This is a genomic window from Paenibacillus wenxiniae, from assembly GCF_039822605.1.
Lineage (GTDB): Bacteria > Bacillota > Bacilli > Paenibacillales > Paenibacillaceae > Saccharibacillus > Saccharibacillus wenxiniae.
Genome location: NZ_JBCGUH010000010.1, coordinates 152,105 through 173,015, shown reverse-complemented (window position 1 = coordinate 173,015; position 20,911 = coordinate 152,105). Strand labels below are relative to the sequence as shown.

The following is a 20,911-nucleotide window of genomic DNA, read 5'->3' as shown; positions in this document are numbered from 1 at the left end:
CTAAACCCTGTATAAAAAACAAAAAAACAAACTCTGCATCAGCTCTACGGTGACAGAGCTTTTTTGTCTATGATCATTATGAAAAAATGAACTGTTTCCGATACAAGTTATACAGTGATACAATAGATAAAGATTGAAATATAAATGGATAAATGAACACCAAACCAGCTAGGTACATGTATAGCCAATAGGCGAAACGAAACGAACTATACCAAGCCTATTTTTGCGATAACACTGTAGCAGCAGAAGCGTGGCATGCTACCAATAGAGAAGATCAAGAAAGTGCGGAGGGACATACGGATGCAAGCGATTACAACGGGAAATGAGCAATCTTTTGAACTGGTGCTAGAACAGCTACAAGCGGAGCTACAACAGCAAGGCAATACAGGAGCCGCACGTAAAGCGAGTGAGCTGCGCAACAAGTACCGCTCGCAGGAGCTGGTACTGGCTTTTTGCGGTCATTTTTCCGCAGGTAAATCAAGTTTAATGAACTGGCTTTGCGGTCATCAGGTGCTCCCAACAAGTCCGGTGCCAACGACGGCCAATATCGCTTCGATTCGCTCCGGTGAGCCGAGAGCTATCGTGCATACGCATGATGGCGGCACATTGCAGATCGGCTTGCATGAACTGGATGCGTATTGCAAAAACGGCGGCGACTATGAAGCGGTCGAGCTATGGGACGATATTCCGTTACTCGGTGAGCATGGCGTATTGCTTGATACACCGGGTGTTGATTCTACCGATGCGGCGCATGAAGCGGCAACGTATTCGGCGCTTCATCGTGCAGATGTCGTCTTTTATGTGATGGATTATAACCATGTACAGTCCGAGACGAATTTATCGTTTGCCCGTACATTGTATGAACGCGGTAAACCGCTCTACTTAATTATTAATCAAATTGATAAGCATGAAGATGATGAATTGCCGTTTGCAGAATATAGCCGTGGTGTAGAACAGGCATTTGCTAGACGTGGCATTCAGCCTGCTGGTGTGCTGTACGTATCGCGTATGGTACCGGATCATCGCTATGGTCGATTGGAACAGCTACGTGAGCTGATTGCGAAGCTACTTGATGATCAGCAACCATTAGTGCGTTACAGCCTGTCACAGGCCATATGGGAACTGGCTGAAGAACATCGCAAATGGTTACGTCAGCAAGCGGCAACGGATTTCAATAACTCCGAGATCGATATGACAGAGGATGAACAAGCCGATGCTATGTTCGTTAATGAAGTAGCACCCAGCGAAGAGGATAGGAATACATTTGAAGCAAACGATGCTGACGATGCCGAGCTTTCTTTACCACAGCATCAGCAAAAGCTAGCGCAGTTGTATGAACAGCAACAGACGCTGGATAAGCAGCTCGTTGCGCTTAAAGATCACTGGGCTTGGGAGATTGGACGTCTGGTTGAACAGGCGAATCTAACCCCTGCTGAGGTACGTGATCTGGCACAGCAGTATTTGGAAGGGGAACGACCTGGTTTTAAAAAGGGTCTGTTTGCCTCCCGCGATAAAACGATGCAGGAGCGTACACGTCGTAAAGAGCAATTTTTGCAAGCGTTTCGTGAGCAGGTGGCTGCCAATCTGGATGTGCATATACGTGGCATGCTGCGTGGCTGGAGTATGGAGCATGAGCTATGGAATGAACAACAGGAAGCGGAGCTTACCGCCTCGCTACCACAAATTCAAGAAGCGGATATCGCGGCTGGCGCAGGTTCGGATGTAGCGATATCCGGTGAGTATGTGCTCAACTATACTCGTGCCTTACGTGAGCAAACGGCTGCTCGTTATCGCCGTGCAGCATTGGAAGCAGCCGATCGTTTGATTGCGCAATTGCAGCCAACGATCGAAGCGCAGCAGACCACATTGCGCAAACAGATTGCGACTGCGGAAGCATTACAGCAGCGTCTAACGGCGAAGTTAGCACAAGAGCAGGAGCAAGAACGGCAGGATCAAGCGGTACGACAACTGCTGCCAGCACGTGAGACCGGCGTACCGGAATGGCTGCCGAAGATTGAACGTGTAGGGATAGATACCGAAAGCTCCACGTCAAATCTGAATGGAGTCTCGTCTAACGGTTCGGCTACCGCAGACGTATCTGCTGTAAATGATTTTACTGCTGATGTGACTCATAACGTAGCTTCCGACACAACAGTTGGCTTATCCACATCGCCTGAAACAGGAGCACAGCATACTGCTGCTCATTCAACAGCGCATCACTACAGCGCAGACAGGGATCGCGAAGCGTCTGAGGTAACGAAAGACGCTAATACATCTGCTATGGATAAAGTCTCTCTATCTACTAGAGCTGAATTTTCTCTATCTGCTAAAGATGAAGTCGCTCTATCCACCAAAAATGAAGCATCTGTATCTGCTGTTACTATGGATGAAGTTGCGACAACAGACTCCGACGCTACCAGTGATCAGGCCGCTATCGAATCATCTACTGAACGATCTACTGAACGATTTACTGAATCATCTACCGCACCAGCTACTGATCGCCGTTCACGTCTGCTGGCAACAGCGGAGCAATTGCGTCAGGCGGCTGGCTGGATTGATGGTATTCCCGGACTTCTTTCGCAGGGAGAAGAATTGCGTCGCCGTGCCTCGGTTATGGAAAATGGCAAATTCACGCTAGCGCTATTTGGTGCATTCAGTGCGGGTAAATCGTCCTTTGCCAATGCTTTACTGGGCGCATCCGTACTGCCCGTATCTCCGCATCCGATGACAGCAGCGATTACGCAAATTATGTCCTCCGAGCCAGAACGTCCGCACGGCACAGCGGTCATTTATATGAAGTCGCTGGAGGAGTTGCAGGAGGACATTAGCGGCGCACTTCGTTTGCTCGGTTTACCGGATCGTTCGCTCGATCAGGATTGGAGCCGTGCGGTGCGCAATCTGTCCCCAGCACGTATCCATCCATCTGCACGTGCGCATTATAACTTTGTTATCGCAGCAGCAGCTGGCTGGGAAGCAGCGCGTGATAAGCTGGGGCAGGATCTGATCGTAGATATGCAGCAATTCCGTGGCTATGTGTCGGAAGAGCAGCAGTCCTGTTTTGTACGCAGCATCGATCTATACTATGATTGCCCGTTAACTCAGCAGGGCATGGTTCTGGTTGATACACCGGGAGCCGATTCTGTCAATGCGCGCCATACGGGTGTAACATTTGAATACATGAAGTCGGCAGATGCGCTTGTATTTGTGACGTATTACAATCATGCGTTTACCGCTGGAGATCGTCAATTGCTGGAGCAGCTTGGACGGGTAAAAGGCAGTCTGGCGCTTGATAATATGTTCTTTATCGTCAACGCATCGGACTTAGCTTCATCGGAAGAGGAAAAGCAGCAGGTCGTTGGACGAATCGAGCGAGAGCTGAATGGCGCAGGGATTCGCGAGCCACATATTTATGCGCTATCAAGTCGGCGTGCATTGCAAGGTCAGGATGAAGGATTTGGAGCCTTTCGTCGCCACTTTATGAGCTTTGCCGATGATACGCTTGCTGGACTGGCGATTCATGCAGCTCATGAAGAGTTGGATCGCATTCGTGATATCGTCTATTCTTGGCAGGAAGCGGCAGAGCGTGGGGAGCAATATCGTGCCGAACGTCTTCTTCAGCTTCAGCAGGAAAAGCAGACAGCGAGCCGCACGATTGATGCCATCGCCGAAGCGGATCCCGATCGTCGGGTGCAGGAAGAAAGCACGGAACTGTTATTCCATGTCAGACAGCGATTACGGTTGAAAACGCTGGACTGGATTCCCGAAATTTTTAATCCAGCACAGCTCAATCAACAATCGAATGATCTGAAAGCCGATTTTGCTGCCTGTGGTCGTGAGCTACAGCGCAGACTCGGAATTGAGCTGGAACAGGAAGTGCTGGCGACGACGCTGCGTATGGAAAAGGCGGCGCGCCGATTGATTTCGGATCGGATGCAAACGTATGGACGTGAAGCAGAGAAGCAGGCGCCGGGTTTACGTTTTTCCACCTTCGAGCCGGATGATTGGAAAACGCCGGACATTTCAGGTCTGATGTCCACACAACCGCTTGATTGGAAAACGTTCTGGCCGTTGTTCCGCAATCCACGTCAGTTTTTTGAACAGGGTGGTCGGGATAAGTTCCGTAATCAATTGACCGCAGAGCTGGATCGGATGATCGGTCAATTGCTGGATGAGCAGCGCGATGGATTGGCTGGCTACTACATCAACGGTCTAAATGTCCGTCTTCAGCAAACGGCGGCTGAAATGAAGCTCCAAATTGGTGAATGGGCGCAAGGAACCGAAGCATCGCTCCAGATGGTAGACGGCCCAGAACGCTGGGCGCAACTTGGCGAGCTATTATATAGTCTGCAACCTATTATCGCTTTGCAAACGACAGAGCGTTAAACCGTGCAGTTACATTTACAGAAATACGAATACTAACCAAAAATTGATAGAAGGAAGTGTCCGATATAGGATGCTTCCTTCTTTTTATATACGTTCGTATTCCATATTATTATATAATAAGCGCGTAAAAACGTGTTTAAAATTTAAAATTATAGCGCTTTTACTCTGACATTCATAAGACTTGTTTACAAAATAAATGATTCGCTTATAATCGGCTGGTATCGGGAGAATTTGGCACGATTTCATTATAATCTGTTTATTACTTGTCGATTATGAAGCCAAGCTGCGAGCAGCGGCTGTAAACGGGGATTTATCCTCTTTGCGGCTCTATCGCGGCGGTGGTAAGCTTCATTATGCTAATTAACCTGACAGGAGATTGAAGGAGGAGCACTATGGACGTTCTCAGGCAATTGCAGGACTTTTACCGTGAAAGAAAGAGTTATCTATATCTTTCGATCCTATGTCTTGCAACCGCTACCGCCCTCGGGCTGGTCTATCCGAATCTGCTCAGATACCTGATTGACGATATTATCAGGCTGAGGCAATTCGATCAGGTGCCTATGCTCGTTGTCGCCCTGCTCGGCGTAACGATTGTAAAGGCACTGATGCAGTTTTTGCACGGTTTCTTTGGAGGACGGTTAGGTAATTATCTCGCTTACCGTCTGCGTAATGCCTGTTATGAAAAGCTTCAGTTTCTATCCTTCCGTTACTACGATACCGCCAAGACAGGAGATTTGATGTCGCGACTGACCGGTGATCTGGAAGCGATCCGCAACTTTATCGGATTTGGCTTTGCCCAGCTTCTGAACGTCTTTTTGATGGTCATTTTCGGTGCGGCAGTCATGTTCTCGCTCAACTGGCAACTTACCCTCGTCACTCTAATTTCCATTCCGTTTCTCGTGTACGTCGCGTTACGGTTTGAATCTCGCATTCATCCGGCATTTCAGGAGATGCGTCTCGCCTTAAGTTCACTCACCACCGCGGTACAGGAAAATATTACAGGTGTTCGTACAGTCAAAGCATTTGCGCGCGAGCCTCATGAGGTGGACAAATTCTCACTTCGAAATGAACGTTATCGCACAAATCAGATTTTCGCTGCTACGCTGTGGAGTCGTTATTTTCCGGTGATGGAGCTACTTGCTTCGGTTTGTATCGTCATCTTGCTCGGATTTGGCGGTACGCTTGTTATTCGCGGTTCGATGACACTTGGTGAACTGGTCGCTTTTTTCACCCTGATCTGGTACATTATCGGCCCGATGTGGGGACTTGGCTTCCATATTAATAACTACACCCAGTCCAAAGCATCAGCAGAGCGCGTACTGGAAATTTTGAATCAGCCGATCGATGTGACCGATCATCAAGATGCCCGTCCGATTCATGCGGCTGAAATGAAAGGACATGTGCAGTTCGATCATGTTACTTTCGCCTACGGCAACAAAATGGCAGCGGTCGTTGATATTAATCTGGATGCGCCTCCAGGCTCAGTAATCGGTCTACTTGGCGGAACAGGTTCGGGGAAATCGACGATTATTCAGCTGATGATGCGCGCCTATAATGTGAACGAGGGCAGCATTCGCATTGATGGTACTGATATTCGCGATATTCGCATCGGTGATCTGCGTGCCAGCATTGCGTCTGTATTTCAGGAAACATTTCTATTCTCGTCCACGATCAAAAATAATATTGCCTACGGTATGAACGAAGTGAGCATGGAGGAGATTATTCGTGTCGCCAAGCTTGCCAAAGCGCATGATTTTATTATGGAAATGCCAAACGGCTACGATACGATTGTCGGTGAACGGGGTCTCGGTCTATCCGGTGGTCAAAAGCAGCGTCTGGCGATTGCACGTGCTCTGCTGAAAGACCCGAAAATTCTCATTCTCGATGATGCGACCAGTGCTGTCGATATGGAAACCGAGCATGAGATTCAGTCTGGGTTTCAGGAAGTGATGCGCGGGCGGACAACTTTTATTATCGCGCATCGTATCTCCTCTTTGCGTCATGCGGATGAAATTCTGGTGTTGCAGGAAGGGCGGGTCATTCAGCGTGGTAAGCATGAAGAGCTAATCCAGGCAGAAGGACTTTATCAGGATACGTATCGTGTGCAATATGCCGATCATATTCAGCGTCTGGAAGAACAGCAGCGCTTAGCAGAAGCGGAACCATCCGCCGCGGATGTAACAGCCCGGACAATCAATGAAGCGGACGAAGATGTAACCTTTTCACATGATGCGGAAAAAGATGAATTATGGGAACATCGATCCGATCGAGCAGGCAACAGAGAGCAGGTGAGACCTCATGAGTAATCCATCGATGAACAATACATCAATCGACAGCCGGCAGAAGGTAGCTGACACATCATCTGTGCGGGTGGAGGATCGCTTCGTCTATCAGGATGATGAATTGATTGATAAAGCGTTTAACTGGAAGCAGTTTAGTCGACTGTTTGCGTATATAAAACCTTATGGAAAGCAACTGTTGCCCTTTATTTTGCTCATGATGGTGCTGGGAACGATCACGAAGCTGGCGGTGCCATTTATTACCGGGGCAGCGATTGATAATGCGATTCAGCCAGCTAATGGGCAACCCAGTCTGAAATTGTTATATGGTCTGACTGCACTGGCGCTCGGTTTGTATTTGATCCAGTGGGTAGCGAATGCGTACCGCATCAAGTATACGAATATTATCGGCCAGCGTGTAATCTATGATCTGCGCGGCGATCTGTTCACCCATATTCAGCGCTTATCGTTTTCTTTTTTCGATAAACGACCTGCTGGTTCTGTACTGGTACGGGTAACGAATGATGTGAACTCACTTCAAGATCTGTTCACCAACGGTGCGGTGAACGTGATGATCGACTGTGTGCAGCTGCTCGGCATTATCGTGATTTTGCTGCTGATTAACTGGAAGCTGGGGCTGGCGGTTATTTTGACCGTGCCGATTATGTTCTTCGTGTCAACGAAGCTGCGTAAAGTTATTCGCCGCTCATGGCAGGAAGTGCGGATGAAAAATTCGCGTATTAACTCCCATTTGAACGAATCGATCCAGGGCATCCGCGTGACACAGGCGTATACGCAGGAACAGCAAAACATGAAATATTTTGACAATATGAATCTATCCAGTAAGCAGTCGTGGGATAAAGCATCTGCGCTCAACCAGATGTTTGGACCGTTGATTGAAATTACCGGTGGTCTTGGTTCGATGATTCTATTTGGCTTTGGTACGATGCTGATCGCTAGCGGTGAAATTGAGATTGGGATTCTGGTCGCCTTTGCCAACTATGTGAGCAATTTCTGGGACCCGATCAACCGTCTTGGCAATATGTACAATCAGTTGCTGGTGGCGATGGCATCGTCAGAGCGTATTTTCGAATTTATGGATGAACAGCCATCGGTAGCAGATAAGCCGGATGCGAAACCGTTACCGCGTATTCGCGGCGATATCGCTTTCCATCATGTGGTGTTTGAATACGAGGCAGGGCGTCCTGCGCTCAAAGGAATTCATTTGAATGTGAAGGCAGGCCAGTCGATTGCCCTTGTTGGGTATACCGGCTCAGGTAAGTCGACGATCATTAACTTGATCAGCCGTTTCTATGATATTAAAAGCGGCAGCATTACGATCGATGGTCATGATATTCGCGATGTGACCATCGAAAGCTTGCGCAGTCAAATTAGTATCGTGTTACAGGATACATTTATTTTCTCAGGTACGATTCGTGACAATATTCGTTTTGGTCGTCTGGGTGCTACCGATGAAGAAGTGGAAGCCGCCGCAAGAGCGGTGCACGCGCATACGTTTATCGAGAAACTGCCTAAAGGCTATGATACAGAGGTGGAGGAGCGCGGGAGTGTGTTGTCGATGGGACAACGGCAATTACTTTCATTCGCTCGCGCCTTGCTTGCTGATCCGCGCATTCTAATTCTGGATGAAGCGACAGCCAGTATCGACACCGAAACCGAGCTGCGTATTCAAGAAGCGCTCAAAGTATTGCTGCAAGGACGTACATCGTTTATCGTTGCGCACCGACTATCGACGATTCGTCATGCTGATCATATCGTTGTACTCGATCATGGTGAAATTCGTGAGGAAGGTAGCCATGAAGAACTGATTCAACATGGCGGCGTGTACAATGGATTGATCGAAGCACAATTTAGATTTTTGTAAACGCAGTGTCAATATTTCGAACTCATCGCCATTTTCTTAACTCGTTGAAGCGACAGCATTCGTTTCAGAGAGAGAAGGAGTGGCGATTTTTTTGCCCAAATGAGGCAGAAATCAGAAGTTAAAAAATAGCAACCGACAATTTTCGTCAATGTTAACGCTTACAAATGAATATATACGATTTTTGTCAAAAAATTTAAACAATTTGGGTTGCAATCTGACTTGGAAGGTAAGAAAATAAGAGTGTCATCATATTGTAAAGTTTATAAGCAATATCGTCGGAAATTTTACAATGTGTATATGACAATGGTTCTGGATGAACATCAAAGAGAGACACCATCTGCCATTTTGCAAGGAATTATGCAGTGTAAAAAAGTGGATAAGGGAGTGCTGTTTATCATGTGGGGGGCCCCAAATTCTCGCCAGGCGAAGAAGATGATGATGCTTGGGAGCGGAGAACTTGGCAAGGAAGTCGTTATCGAAGCACAGCGACTCGGCGTGGAATGTATCGCCGTAGATCGCTATCCGGATGCACCAGCGATGCAGGTTGCACATCGTTCTCATGTGATCGACATGCTGGATGGTGAGCAGTTGCGCCGCGTCATTGAAAGCGAGCAGCCGGATTTGATCGTACCTGAAATTGAAGCGATTGCTACAGATGAGCTTGTTCGGTTGGAGCAGGAAGGCTACCATGTTGTGCCTACTGCAACAGCAGCACGTTTGACGATGGATCGTGAAGGCATTCGCCGCCTTGCCGCCGAAACACTCGGTTTGCCTACGGCAGCGTACCGATTCGCAGACGATCTGGAACAGCTCAAAGAAGCGGTAGCTGAACTTGGCACACCCTGCGTCGTTAAGCCGCTAATGAGTTCCTCCGGCAAAGGCCAGAGCGTATGCCGCACTCCGGAAGATGCGGATGCGTGCTGGAATGCAGCTTTAGAAGGCGCCCGAGGCAAGTCGGTTCGGGTGATCGTCGAAGCATTTGTCCATTTTGAAAGTGAAATTACACTGCTTACGGTGCGTTCGGCATCCGGTACGTTGTTCTGCCCGCCAATCGGACATATCCAGCGTGATGGGGATTACGTGGAGTCTTGGCAACCGCATCACATGACTGCGGAACAGCTGGAACAGGCCCAGCAGATCGCCGGTACCCTTACCGATCATCTGGGCGGATATGGTCTGTTCGGTGTTGAGCTGTTTTTAACGGCAGACGGCGTTATATTTAGTGAAGTTTCACCGCGACCGCACGATACTGGGATGGTAACGATGATTACGCAGGATCTGTCCGAGTTTGCGCTGCATGTGCGAGCGATTCTTGGCTTTGAAATTCCGGGCGTTCATCTGCTCACACCGGGCGCATCAGCAACACTTAAAGCAGCACAGGCTTCAACCGATTTTGTTGTTAGCGGACTGGACGAAGCATTGAAGCTGCCACGCACGCAGGTTCGTGTATTCGGTAAACCGGAGACGAAACCGGGTCGACGTATGGCGGTAGCGCTCAGTGCGGATGAAAGTGTGGAAATCGCGCGGAAGCGAGCCGTGCAGGCGGCCGCTCTGCTAAAAGAGGAGTATGTACATGTCGACTAATGTTTTATTGCCAGTTGCAAGTGTCCGTAAGTTTGAAAGTAAGGATGTTAGAGCGCTCACGTCGTTGATGCGTGAACTTCGTTACCCGATGACAGAAAGTGTACTGCGTGACCGGATGGAAGCGTTGGAAGGCAAATCTCAGTTTTTGACGCTGGTTGCAGAGCGTGATGATCAGGTAGTAGGCATGATCGCGCTGTACCGCAAAACGTCATATGATACAGGTCAGCAAACGTCCCAGATTACAGGACTGGTCATTGCGGAAGCTTATCGTGGCAAAGGTATCGGTCGTGAGCTGATTCACGCGGCTGAACAGCAAGCGCGTACTGCGGGCGATCGTTCCGTTTTTGTAACGGGTATGAACCGGGATGAGCGCCTGTCCTCCTGCTCATTTTACCAGCATATGGGGTATGAGAAGATCGGCTGTCATTTTATTAAGCAAATGTAAGACAAGTACCATCCTCAGTATGTATGATGAGATGCGTACAAATAAGCGGTTGTCCGTCTTAGACGGGCAGCCGTTTTTTTATGCTGTCTGTATGGTTCCGATAACAAGAAAATATTGTTTATACGCTGTTAGGACAAGTGGGTAGAGCGCGCTTTGTATTGTGTCAGGTTGATGCTACCTGTGAACAAATGGTAAAATAGAGGACGTATAAGATACAATCATTCAGCCAGTTTGAACGACAGGAGCGTGTAATTGAACATGATAGGGAAAATGATAATAAAACGCATCGCTGTAACGGCAACAGCCGCTGCGCTTGTAGCCGGTGCGTTCGTATGGAGTCCGCAGACTGAAACTGCTCATGCAGCAACTACAATACAGACAACGATGAAGACAACCGTTACGTCCGGTTCGAGTAATTTTACGTACAAAACACCACGTCTTGGAACATCAGCGGCTACAAGCGCCGCAGCGGCAGCGAAAGTAGCCAAGCTGGTTAACGAGCAACGTGCGAAAGCAGGTCTCAAACCACTTGCTGTAGATACGAAGCTACAAAAGATGGCTCAGGCGAAAGCCAACGATATGGCAAGCAAAGGTTATTTTAGCCACACTTCGCCTACGTATGGTACGCCATTCAAAATGATGAACACATTCGGCATTACCTATACGTATGCTGGTGAAAATATTGCCAAAGGTCAGTCTTCTGCGGCACAGGTAATGAAGGATTGGATGAATAGTCCGGGCCATAAAGCGAATATTTTGAAAAAGCAATATACGCATATCGGGGTTGGTTTTAAAAATGGGGTATGGGTACAGGAATTTATTCGCAAATAAAAGTGGATCGTGAATGAAATGTTAGCGCTACACAAGCACAAGGGGAGACAACACATAGAGGTAAACGAATGTAGCGTGAACATGATCAGCGAAACAGGCAGCGAGCTGAGCTTGGTGTCTGTTTGGCTACGGACGAACTTCTTTTGATAAGCGAATAAGCAGCCTTATGTTCTACATACCGAATCATTTGGATGAATAACGACTAACAAGCCTGCTCTATAAACAAAAACGCAGTTTATTTGTTGTAGAGTATAAAGCCTATACTTCAGCGAGATGACATAAAACCAAGCAAAGGAACAGCAGATGAACGATAACTATATGATGTATGACTGGAATGAGAACACGATCGGTTATTTTCAAGAGCTGCGACTCGCAAATGACGAGAGCGACAGACAGCATTTATCACTCTATGGATTCCGCAAAAACCCCGACTATATTCCACACCAAGCGCTGGATCGCATTTACGTTGGTATTTTGAACATCCACGGAATGATGATCGGACAGTATGATTTCCCATTGAAAAGTGTCATCCACACTGCGGAATCCATCCCTTTTTCATATGATGGAGATTGGGAGCTGCTCGTTCATACATATGAACAGGTCGCACGAACCCGGCGTATGTTTGAGATGTGGGATTTGCTTCGCGATCCATCTTCATTGCGGTGCGGTTTGTGGATCGATTTGACGCTGGCAGAGCGTAAAATCTGGCAGACCGTTGCTCGAACGTATGCGCTGCAAACTCATTCGTGGAGAAATCAGGGGCAGGCGGGAATGACGATTCATCTGGATGGTCGTCTAATTACAGATCAGTATGCTTTTTTCTTCATGTTAGGTGAACAGTTAAATGGGCCGGTGGGCTATTACGGCAGTAGTCTGGACGCAATGGAGGATTGTCTGTGTGGCGATTTTGGATCGGTGCCGCCGTTTACGGTGATCTGGTCGCATTATCAATATATGGAGAACAATGAACTGCTACAGCGAAAAAACGATCATGGTCATACGATGCTTGAAGTGATTCAAACGGCGATAGCTATTTTGGAAGAGCATGCAGTTACTATTATTAAAGAATAAAACATGTCAGGTATTAAACAATAAAACATGCCAGGCCATAGCAGACACGCTTGCTTTTCCATTCTATTGACAATCGACAGCGCACTCCCTACTATAAAGTTACATTTTAGCCGATGCATCACATCGCAAGATAGGGGAATGACAGTCATGGAGACGATCAAATATTGCAGTAAAAATGATAAGTTAGGCACCAAAAATGTATATCAGGATATCGGAGTACATTTTCCCGAAATCAAGCAGCAGCGCAAAGGTTGCCTGAGCGAATGTAAAACTTGTCGTCGTCAGCCTTTTGCTAAAGTGGGTAAAAAAATGATCGTTGGCGATACACCGAATCATCTGTATGAACAACTGGTGAGTTTGATCCATAGAGCAGAAGCCGACTCGTCACCACGTCCGAAAAAAGACAGTACCGGCAAAAGTCGCCACTGGTTTGCGAGCAAAAATGAACTCTACATCACGATGGACGAGACGAGCGCCCCGATCTGGATCAAAAAGCTGCGAAAGCTCCAGCAATCCGGTAAGCCGAAAACATTAAAAACGATCCGTGTACATGGTACATCCACAGAAACGATGCCGATCGTACTCAAGTCAGGTAGCGAGGATGAAGACCGGATCAAGATTAAAAAGAAGGAATTGACCTTGTATTTATCACCCGATGCGATCGAATATGCTATTTTCAAACTAGAAACATTCCTCAAAGAGAATCACGTATCACCAGCTGAATATTACACATTTGATCGCATCGTCTCTAAAGGTAAACAGCCGAAAGTACGAACTCAGGGTGTGCAGGTTTATTTTGTGACGGAAGAAGCTGCGTCGTATGCGGAAGCTCAATGAATATGTATTATCTATCGTATGTACAACAGTACAGTCTATGCAGCATCCGTAATACGTAACCTTTTTAGGTGTACTTTTCAAATGTACTGTAACATGCTGGAAGCTATCAATTGCCCTATATCATATCGGGAGCAGTCTATGTTTAGATATAAGCTCAGTCGCAAGCTCCTACATTGCACCTAATCGCTGTCCGATCTAAAAACATGTCACAGCAACATTGCACCCATACAAAAAGCCAACCAGATCGCGCCTGGTTGGCTTTTTCATGATGGGGCATGTAGGGGTCGAACCTACGACCTGCCGATTAAGAGTCGGATGCTCTACCAGCTGAGCTAATGCCCCATATTATTCATGTGTATACGTATGATCACTATAAACGAAATATCGTAATCAATATGATGTATAACAATTAATCACAATACAAAGTATACAACTCCAATTTACAAAAATCAAATCTTCTACTGTGACTATATTGTGAACGCTATGCAAACGTGTCAATTCCAGTCGAGCAGGGGAATAATATGAGGGATATTGTAACATCGCTCACGTCTGAAACACGCAGCATTTGTCATAATGGGGGAAACGGAAAGGATGGTCAAAGTGAACAAAACATGGTGGAAAGAAAGCGTCGTATACCAGATTTACCCACGTAGCTTTATGGACAGCAATGGAGATGGCATTGGCGATCTGCCCGGAATAATGAGCAAACTTGATTATTTACAGCAATTGGGCGTACAGGTGATCTGGCTCTGTCCGGTGTATCAGTCACCAAATGATGATAACGGCTACGACATTAGCAATTACCAGCAAATCATGGACGAATTTGGCACGATGGACGATTGGGAGCAACTGCTGGAAGGGCTGCATCAGCGTGGCATGAAGCTGATTATGGATCTGGTCGTCAATCATAGCTCGGATGAACATGCCTGGTTTGCCGAATCGCGTCAATCCAAAGACAATCCGTATCGAGATTACTACATATGGCGACCAGGCAAAGATGGACGTGAGCCGAATGACTGGGCTTCGTTTTTCAGCGGTTCGGCATGGAAAAAGGATGCGGCCACAGACGAATATTATCTGCATCTGTTTTCATCCAAACAACCAGATCTAAACTGGGAAAATGAGACGGTGCGCGACGAAATTTACCGTATGATGACATGGTGGCTGGATAAAGGCATCGACGGCTTCCGTATGGATGTGATCAACTTGATCTCTAAAGACCCTGCGCTACCCGATGCGTATACCCATGATCCAGGTATAGGCACGATGCCACCGAATGAGGAGCAGACCTATCATTTTGGCGGACAGCATTTTGTCAATGGACCGCGTGTGCATGAATATTTGCAGGAGATGAACGAAAAGGTGTTGTCGCGCTATGACATTATGACCGTTGGAGAGACGGTTAATGTTACACCGGAAGATGGGGCTTTATATACCGGTGAAGATCGTAATGAGCTGAATATGGTATTTCATTTTGAATTGATGGGTGTCGATTCCGGTCCGGGTGGGAAATGGGATATCCGTCCGTGGCGGCTGAGCGAGATCAAAGAGATTATTAGCAAATGGCAGACGATGCTGCACAATAAAGGCTGGAACAGCAACTATCTCAACAATCATGATCAGCCGCGTATGGTATCTCGTTTTGGCAATGATTCGGTATATCGTAAGCCATCTGCGAAAATGCTGGCTACATTACTGCATACATTGCCAGGTACGCCGTACATTTATCAAGGTGAAGAAATCGGAATGACAAATATTCGCCTATCAGCGATTGAGGATTATCGTGATATCGAGACGCTAAACATGTATCATGAATACAAAGACGCAGGTAAAAATCTTGATCAGATTATGGAATCGATTTATGTTAAAAGTCGGGATAATGCGCGCACACCGATGCAGTGGGATGACAGCGCGCAGGCTGGTTTTACGAAAGGGATGCCGTGGCTGACTGTCAATCCGAACTATACGGAGATCAATGTAGAGGAAGCGCTCGCTGATCCCGATTCTATTTTCTATTATTACCAGCGGTTGATCGAACTGCGTCGCGCGGAGCCGATTATCGTGTATGGGGATTATACGGTATTGCAGCCGGACGATGAGCAATTGTTTGCGTATATGCGATCGTATGAGGGACAGAAGCTGCTCGTCGTGTTGAATTTCACCGACCAGGCGCAGGTGTTTTTACTTGATGAAGAGGTGGCATACAATCAGCCAGAGTTATGGATCAGCAATTATGGTGGGGATCATGGGCGTGCGCTTGCCCAGGAAGCGAACATGCACAATTTGCGTTCATTGCCGCTGGAACCGTATGAAGCGAGAGTGTATCGGTGGCAGGAGTAAAATAGAGCGAATGCTATCGAATGCTATCGCACCGTAGGAGTACGCATAAACGCCAATAGTAGTAGGTACTCTCGAATCCTATCGATAACAGCTATGTGCGAGCAATCAAAGTTTACACAAATGATAGCAGCATATAAGTGAAATAGAACGATAAATACAATGCCATACGCAATCCAAACAGCGCAAAGCGAATAGGGTTGTCCATTAGAACGGCTACCTGCTCGCTTTGCGCTGTTTGGTGTATCTTTTCTGGATCATGACTCACACCGTATAACGTCATGTGTGGAAAATAACTCTCATCCACAAGGTGATTATTTTGCGACTTAAATATAATTCGGTGAATGCGCTCCTAAAGCTATAACGCTAACATGCTACCCTACAATTTCAAAGTTCATTTCAGATTCCAATCCACGTCAGAACATAGACGAATGACATCCGATTAGAAATCGTTGTTATTGTGAGCGATGTTGCTCTTAGTGTTTCTTATTATGAATGAACCGAGGACGAACTCCGTTGCTGCTGCTCCTTCTCTTCTAAATTTTTGAAAAACGCAATTTTGTCATCGACTCGCTGTAACGTTTGTTGCAGTTCCGCCAATTGTTCAACAACTTTAATCCGATAGGTTTCCATAAATTCGCGGCGTGCAGTAGCAGAGCCGGGAATGTTTTTGGGCATCGATTGGAATTCCTGCATTTCCTTAATCGGCAAGCCCATATCGCGAAAATGACGAATGACTTGAAACCATTTAATATCGGATTCGGTGTACTGTCGATACCCATTATCATCGCGCTGGACGCCATGAATCAGTCCCAGCTGTTCATAATAACGAAGCGTATGGACACTTAGACCGGTTTCGGCAGCGACTTCTTTGCTGGAGAATGTAGTTTTCATAACGATAGTATAAACCTAAAAATTCCCTATTGCTATAGAGTGAACTCTATACTTTATGCTGTGCTTGTACGTAATTAGAACATTTTAGGGAGGCTATTCAAATGAAAATATTCGTAACCGGAGCAACTGGATTTGTCGGCACCGCTGTAGTACAGGAATTGCTACGAGCAGGACATCATGTTACCGGATTGGCACGGTCTGATGAAGCGGAACAAAAATTGAAGACGGCAGGCGTAGAAGTACATCGCGGTTCACTGGAAGATACGGATGGCTTGCGCCAGGCAGCACGGGCAGCAGACGGTATCATTCATCTCGGCTTTATCCATGACTTCTCCAACTATGCAGCATCGGCGGAGATTGATCGTAAAGCCATTTTAGCGATGGGGAGCGAATTGGAAGGAACGAAAAAGCCGATTGTACTCACATCAGGAACATTGCTACTACAACCAGCATCAGGTCAATTAGGTACAGAACAGGATCACATCTCCACCCATGCGACCCGTCATTCCGAAGCGGCAGCAGACGAGTTATTCCAGCGCGGCGTGCATGCTTCGGTTGTGCGTCTGGCGCCAACCGTGCATGGTGAAGGCGATCATGGTTTTATTCATACGTTAATTGAACTTGCACGCACAAAGGGCGCTTCCGCATATGTAGGCGATGGCAGCAATCGCTGGTCGGCTGTGCATCGTCTCGATGCAGCGGTATTGTTCCGTAAAGCGGTCGAGCAGGCAGCCGCTGGCTCCAGACTGCATGGTGTGGACGAAGGAAGCATTGCATTTAAAACGATCGCTGAAACGATAGGTCGCCACCTGAATGTGCCCGTTGTGAGCATACCGACAGAACAAGCGGCAGCGCATTTTGGCTGGATCAACTTTGCTGCATCAGCGGATACACCGATCTCAAGTGAGTTGACCAGACAATGGTTAGACTGGCATCCGTCTCATCAAGGATTGCTGGATGATTTGGAAGCAGGGCATTATTTTAAATGAAATCATTACAATGATAACAATTGAATCGCTAAATAAACTTTATATACCGATCCGCTGAACGGGTAATACCATGCTTTCTTCGGGTAAAAGATAACGGCACACCTACCGTTGCTTTTATCCTGAGAAAGCATTTTTTTATTTAGTACAACGATCATGTAAGCCATTTCAATTTCAGTATGAAAAAGATAGCTTCTGCACATTTGGAAGTTACAGCTATCCTTGTATATAATGAAAGGGACACACTCGGTTGCACATGCAACCAATTCGCTGTCAAAAGCTTATATTGATATCAAATGACGAGCTGGAGGTTCATTTATGAAGCCACACGCATCTTCTTCTTTCATTTGGAGGATTACGAGTATTGCCTCCATTATTGCTACTGTGCTGCTGATTGGCGGCTTTGTGTACGCGATCCAGGATGTAGTCAATCCGGTCGGTAGCACGTATAGTGCTAGTGAATCGGCTAGCAATCCACAGACGACAGGCAATTCAGCAGCGAGTACGGTTCCACCACTGTCGGACGGTGTACGCGTCGTTGCCCTTGGCGACTCACTGGCGAAAGGAACCGGTGACGATGATGGTAGCGGTTTTGTCCGTCGTACAGTCGATCTGTTACAACAAAAAGGGATGAACGCCAAGCTCATCTCCAACCTCGGCATCAACGGTCAGAAAACAGAGCAAGTGCTGGCCTCGCTGGATCAAGCTGGCGTGAAGCATGCATTACAGCAAGCCAATCTGATTATGCTGTCTGTAGGGGCCAACGATCTGTTTAATGGTGGTGAAGCGCTCGGTAACTTGCAGCAGCAATCGCCCAAAGCAAGCCAGATCCTCAAAAATGCCCCGGAAACCGCTGCCCGTTTGCAAAAGATTTTGACTCGTTTACGTGAGATCAATCCAGATGCGCAAATTATTTATCTCGGATTGTATAATCCATTTGGCGACTTACCGGAGCTGCGTGTGCCTGGCAATCAGGCGGTAACATCGTGGAATACATCGGTGATGGATATCATCAATAAGCAGCCGCATATGATGTTGATTCCTACCTTCGATCTATTTCAAAATAATTTGAACAAATACCTGTCCTCTGATCATTTTCATCCGAATGGTACAGGTTATGAGCAGATTGCCGAACGTGTTGTGCAAAGTCTGCAATAGACGGTAGACCTGCGTTATATTCCTACTATTCATGCCACAATATCCGTTGCTACAGGTGGAAGGAGCCATATATGATGAAAAAAACGATATCCGAGCAAACTTCAGCGCCCGCTCCGTCAACGGAAGCGAACAGCAGTGGAGCAGCGCAAGAGCATGAGATCGTGCTGTCTGCTCAGCATGTGAAAAAGAAAATCGGCAAGCGCTGGATCATTAAAGACGTTACGTTTACCGTGCGCGCTGGTGAAATTTTTGGTTTTCTCGGTCCAAACGGTGCAGGTAAAACGACGACGATTCGTATGCTCGTTGATCTGATTCGACCGACCGAAGGCAAGATTACGATCTGCGGCTATGATGTGAATCGCGAACCGGAAAAGGCGCTCGCGTATGTCGGCTCGATCGTTGAAAATCCAGAGATGTACCCGTATTTGACCGGCTGGGAAAATTTACAGCATTTTGCACGGATGCAGCCCGGTGTCGATGAGCGCCGCATTCAAGAAGTGACCGAAATTGTACGATTGGATGAACGCATTCACGATAAAGTGAGCAAATACTCGCTGGGGATGCGCCAGCGTCTTGGCATCGCCCAGGCGCTACTCGGCAGACCGCGTTTGCTTATTTTAGATGAACCGACCAACGGTCTTGATCCAAAAGGAATTCGCGATATGCGTCTGTTCATTCGTGAGCTGGCAGCACAGGGAATGGCTGTATTCGTATCCAGTCATTTGCTAAGTGAAATTCAGTTGTTATGTGATCGGGTTGCTATCGTTGGCAGCGGACAGGTCATGGCAGTAGGCAGTGTAGCGGAGCTTGTCGAGGATAAGGAGCATCTGGTGATCTGGGAGCTGGCAGAGCCGGAACCTGGTGCGGTTTTGCTCGGATCGCTGTCCGGTATTAGTGTACTGGATCACAATGAAGCGCATCTGGACAATGACACCGCTGCTTCGTTGACCGCCAATAGCATCATCACCCGCACGCCGGAGGAGCAAATTCCGGTTGCGATTCGTGAGCTGGTGCAGGCTGGAATCGCTGTGCACAATGTGCGCAAATTAAATCCTACCCTGGAGCAGCTGTTCCTCGGCATAACGGAGGGTGAGACGATTGAATAGCATCTGGCCGCTCGTCCAAAATGAGACGATCAAAATTATTAAAAAGAAGCGCTTCTATGTTGTCTTGCTCGTATTGCTTGTACTCGTGCCGATGTTCACGTATGCCTCCATGCGTGAAGCACAGGAAAATCGCTCTAAATTTGGCGACGACTGGCGAGTAGAGTTACAGCAGGCAATTACCGATAATCAGAACTCACTTGGTAGTGATCGTGTACCGGAAGAATGGAAAAAGTATCGCCGCATCTTTATCCAGCAAATGCAGTATTATTTGCAAAATGATGTGAATCCAAATGAACCGGGCGGCGTGACGTTCACAAGAGAGTTTCTGGACAACTCCAGCAGCTTATTCATTCCGCTGCTCATTATGACGATTGCCTCGGATCTCGTTTCCGGTGAGCGCACAGGCGGTACGATCAAAATGCTGCTCACCAGGCCTGTAAGACGATGGAAAATTTTGCTGAGCAAGCTGATCACCTTAACGATGTTCACCGCATTGATCGTTGTGTCTACGTTTATTATTTGTTATGGCATATCCGGACTTGTATTCGGCTACTCCGGCTTTACGATGCCCGTATTTACCGGTTTCCAGCCAAGTGACACAGGCGTGAATATGGATACGGTGCATGCGGTCGACCAGTGGCAATTTATTTTAATGCAAATGGGCTTGATCTGGTTTGTCGGTTTATGTGTCGGTCTGCTTGCCTTTATGGTATCCGTACTTGTGCGCAGTACAGCTGCCAGTATTGTGATTATGATGGCGGCGCTTATCGCCGGTACGATTTTGACGAATATGGCGTCTTCCTGGGCAAGTGCCAAGTATTTGTTTATGGTCAATCTGGGACTGACCAACTATTTGTCCGGTAGTCCGGCTCCGATTGAAGGGATGACATTATCATTCTCGCTGATTGTGCTGGCGGCCTGGGCTGCGGTATCGCTCGTCGTTTCGTTTGCTGTATTTACGAAGCGGGATTTGCTAAATTAAATGCTATTTGTTTTGTCGGCTATAGTTTGCCTAATCGCTATAGTGCAGATCGAATAAAATAATCGTGTATAGACCACAGCTTTATTTAGCGTATTTGGATGCTAGGGGCATAACGTCATCGCTCGTCGCCGTT

Annotated in this window: 13 protein-coding genes, 1 tRNA gene and 1 pseudogene; 13 read left to right on the top strand and 2 right to left on the bottom strand. The window is 47.2% G+C overall.

Features of this window, described 5'->3' with window-relative positions:
* The first annotated feature begins 300 nt into the window (after positions 1-300).
* The 8 genes and pseudogenes from AAHF22_RS17545 to AAHF22_RS17510 all read left to right on the top strand — a co-directional run bounded on the left by AAHF22_RS17545 (position 301) and on the right by AAHF22_RS17510 (position 13,315).
* Positions 301-4,383, top strand: a complete 4,083-nt coding sequence (locus AAHF22_RS17545; protein ID WP_347326323.1) for a dynamin family protein — start codon at positions 301-303, stop codon at positions 4,381-4,383.
* Positions 4,384-4,775: 392 nt separating this feature from the next.
* Positions 4,776-6,506, top strand: a pseudogene (locus tag AAHF22_RS17540) (ABC transporter ATP-binding protein); the annotation flags it as partial.
* A 190-nt stretch (positions 6,507-6,696) separates the two neighbouring features.
* Positions 6,697-8,547 (top strand): ABC transporter ATP-binding protein, encoded by a 1,851-nt coding sequence (locus tag AAHF22_RS17535; RefSeq protein ID WP_347326335.1) that lies wholly within the window; start codon positions 6,697-6,699, stop codon positions 8,545-8,547.
* A gap of 396 nt (positions 8,548-8,943) precedes the next feature.
* Positions 8,944-10,131, top strand: coding sequence for a formate-dependent phosphoribosylglycinamide formyltransferase (gene purT / locus AAHF22_RS17530; protein ID WP_347326322.1), 1,188 nt, complete (start codon positions 8,944-8,946; stop codon positions 10,129-10,131).
* Positions 10,121-10,576, top strand: a complete 456-nt coding sequence (locus AAHF22_RS17525; protein ID WP_347326321.1) for a GNAT family N-acetyltransferase — start codon at positions 10,121-10,123, stop codon at positions 10,574-10,576. Before purT ends, AAHF22_RS17525 begins: the two co-directional genes overlap by 11 nt.
* A 258-nt stretch (positions 10,577-10,834) precedes the next feature.
* Positions 10,835-11,407, top strand: coding sequence for a CAP domain-containing protein (locus tag AAHF22_RS17520; protein ID WP_347326320.1), 573 nt, complete (start codon positions 10,835-10,837; stop codon positions 11,405-11,407).
* 303 nt (positions 11,408-11,710) lie between these two features.
* Positions 11,711-12,478 (top strand): barstar family protein, encoded by a 768-nt coding sequence (locus AAHF22_RS17515; protein WP_347326319.1) that lies wholly within the window; start codon positions 11,711-11,713, stop codon positions 12,476-12,478.
* 147 nt (positions 12,479-12,625) lie between these two features.
* On the top strand, positions 12,626-13,315 hold the full coding sequence (locus tag AAHF22_RS17510; protein WP_347326318.1) for a DUF1450 domain-containing protein: 690 nt from the start codon (positions 12,626-12,628) through the stop codon (positions 13,313-13,315).
* Between the two features lie 269 nt (positions 13,316-13,584).
* Here the strand turns inward: AAHF22_RS17510 and AAHF22_RS17505 are convergent.
* Positions 13,585-13,657, bottom strand: a tRNA-Lys gene (locus AAHF22_RS17505).
* A 258-nt stretch (positions 13,658-13,915) separates the two neighbouring features.
* Here AAHF22_RS17505 and AAHF22_RS17500 point away from each other — a divergent pair.
* A complete protein-coding gene (locus tag AAHF22_RS17500; RefSeq protein ID WP_347326317.1) occupies positions 13,916-15,655 on the top strand; it encodes a glycoside hydrolase family 13 protein in 1,740 nt (579 codons plus the stop codon).
* Positions 15,656-16,141: 486 nt separating this feature from the next.
* On the opposite strand, the gene AAHF22_RS17495 is transcribed toward AAHF22_RS17500, so the two are convergent.
* Complete coding sequence (locus tag AAHF22_RS17495) at positions 16,142-16,546, bottom strand: MerR family transcriptional regulator (protein ID WP_347326316.1); 405 nt, start codon at positions 16,544-16,546, stop codon at positions 16,142-16,144.
* A 101-nt stretch (positions 16,547-16,647) separates the two neighbouring features.
* Here AAHF22_RS17495 and AAHF22_RS17490 point away from each other — a divergent pair, with 101 nt between their 5' ends.
* From AAHF22_RS17490 to AAHF22_RS17475, 4 genes are all read left to right on the top strand, one after another.
* Positions 16,648-17,535 carry an SDR family oxidoreductase gene (locus tag AAHF22_RS17490; protein WP_347326315.1) on the top strand — a complete coding sequence of 296 codons (888 nt, stop codon included), beginning with the start codon at positions 16,648-16,650 and terminating at the stop codon, positions 17,533-17,535.
* A gap of 315 nt (positions 17,536-17,850) precedes the next feature.
* Positions 17,851-18,690: a GDSL-type esterase/lipase family protein gene (locus tag AAHF22_RS17485; RefSeq protein WP_347326314.1), complete on the top strand. Its 840-nt coding sequence runs from the start codon at positions 17,851-17,853 to the stop codon at positions 18,688-18,690.
* 74 nt (positions 18,691-18,764) lie between these two features.
* Complete coding sequence (locus AAHF22_RS17480; RefSeq protein ID WP_347326313.1) at positions 18,765-19,796, top strand: ABC transporter ATP-binding protein; 1,032 nt, start codon at positions 18,765-18,767, stop codon at positions 19,794-19,796.
* Complete coding sequence (locus AAHF22_RS17475) at positions 19,789-20,778, top strand: ABC transporter permease (RefSeq protein ID WP_347326312.1); 990 nt, start codon at positions 19,789-19,791, stop codon at positions 20,776-20,778. The genes AAHF22_RS17480 and AAHF22_RS17475 overlap by 8 nt, the downstream gene beginning before the upstream one ends.
* The last annotated feature ends 133 nt before the right edge of the window (positions 20,779-20,911 follow it).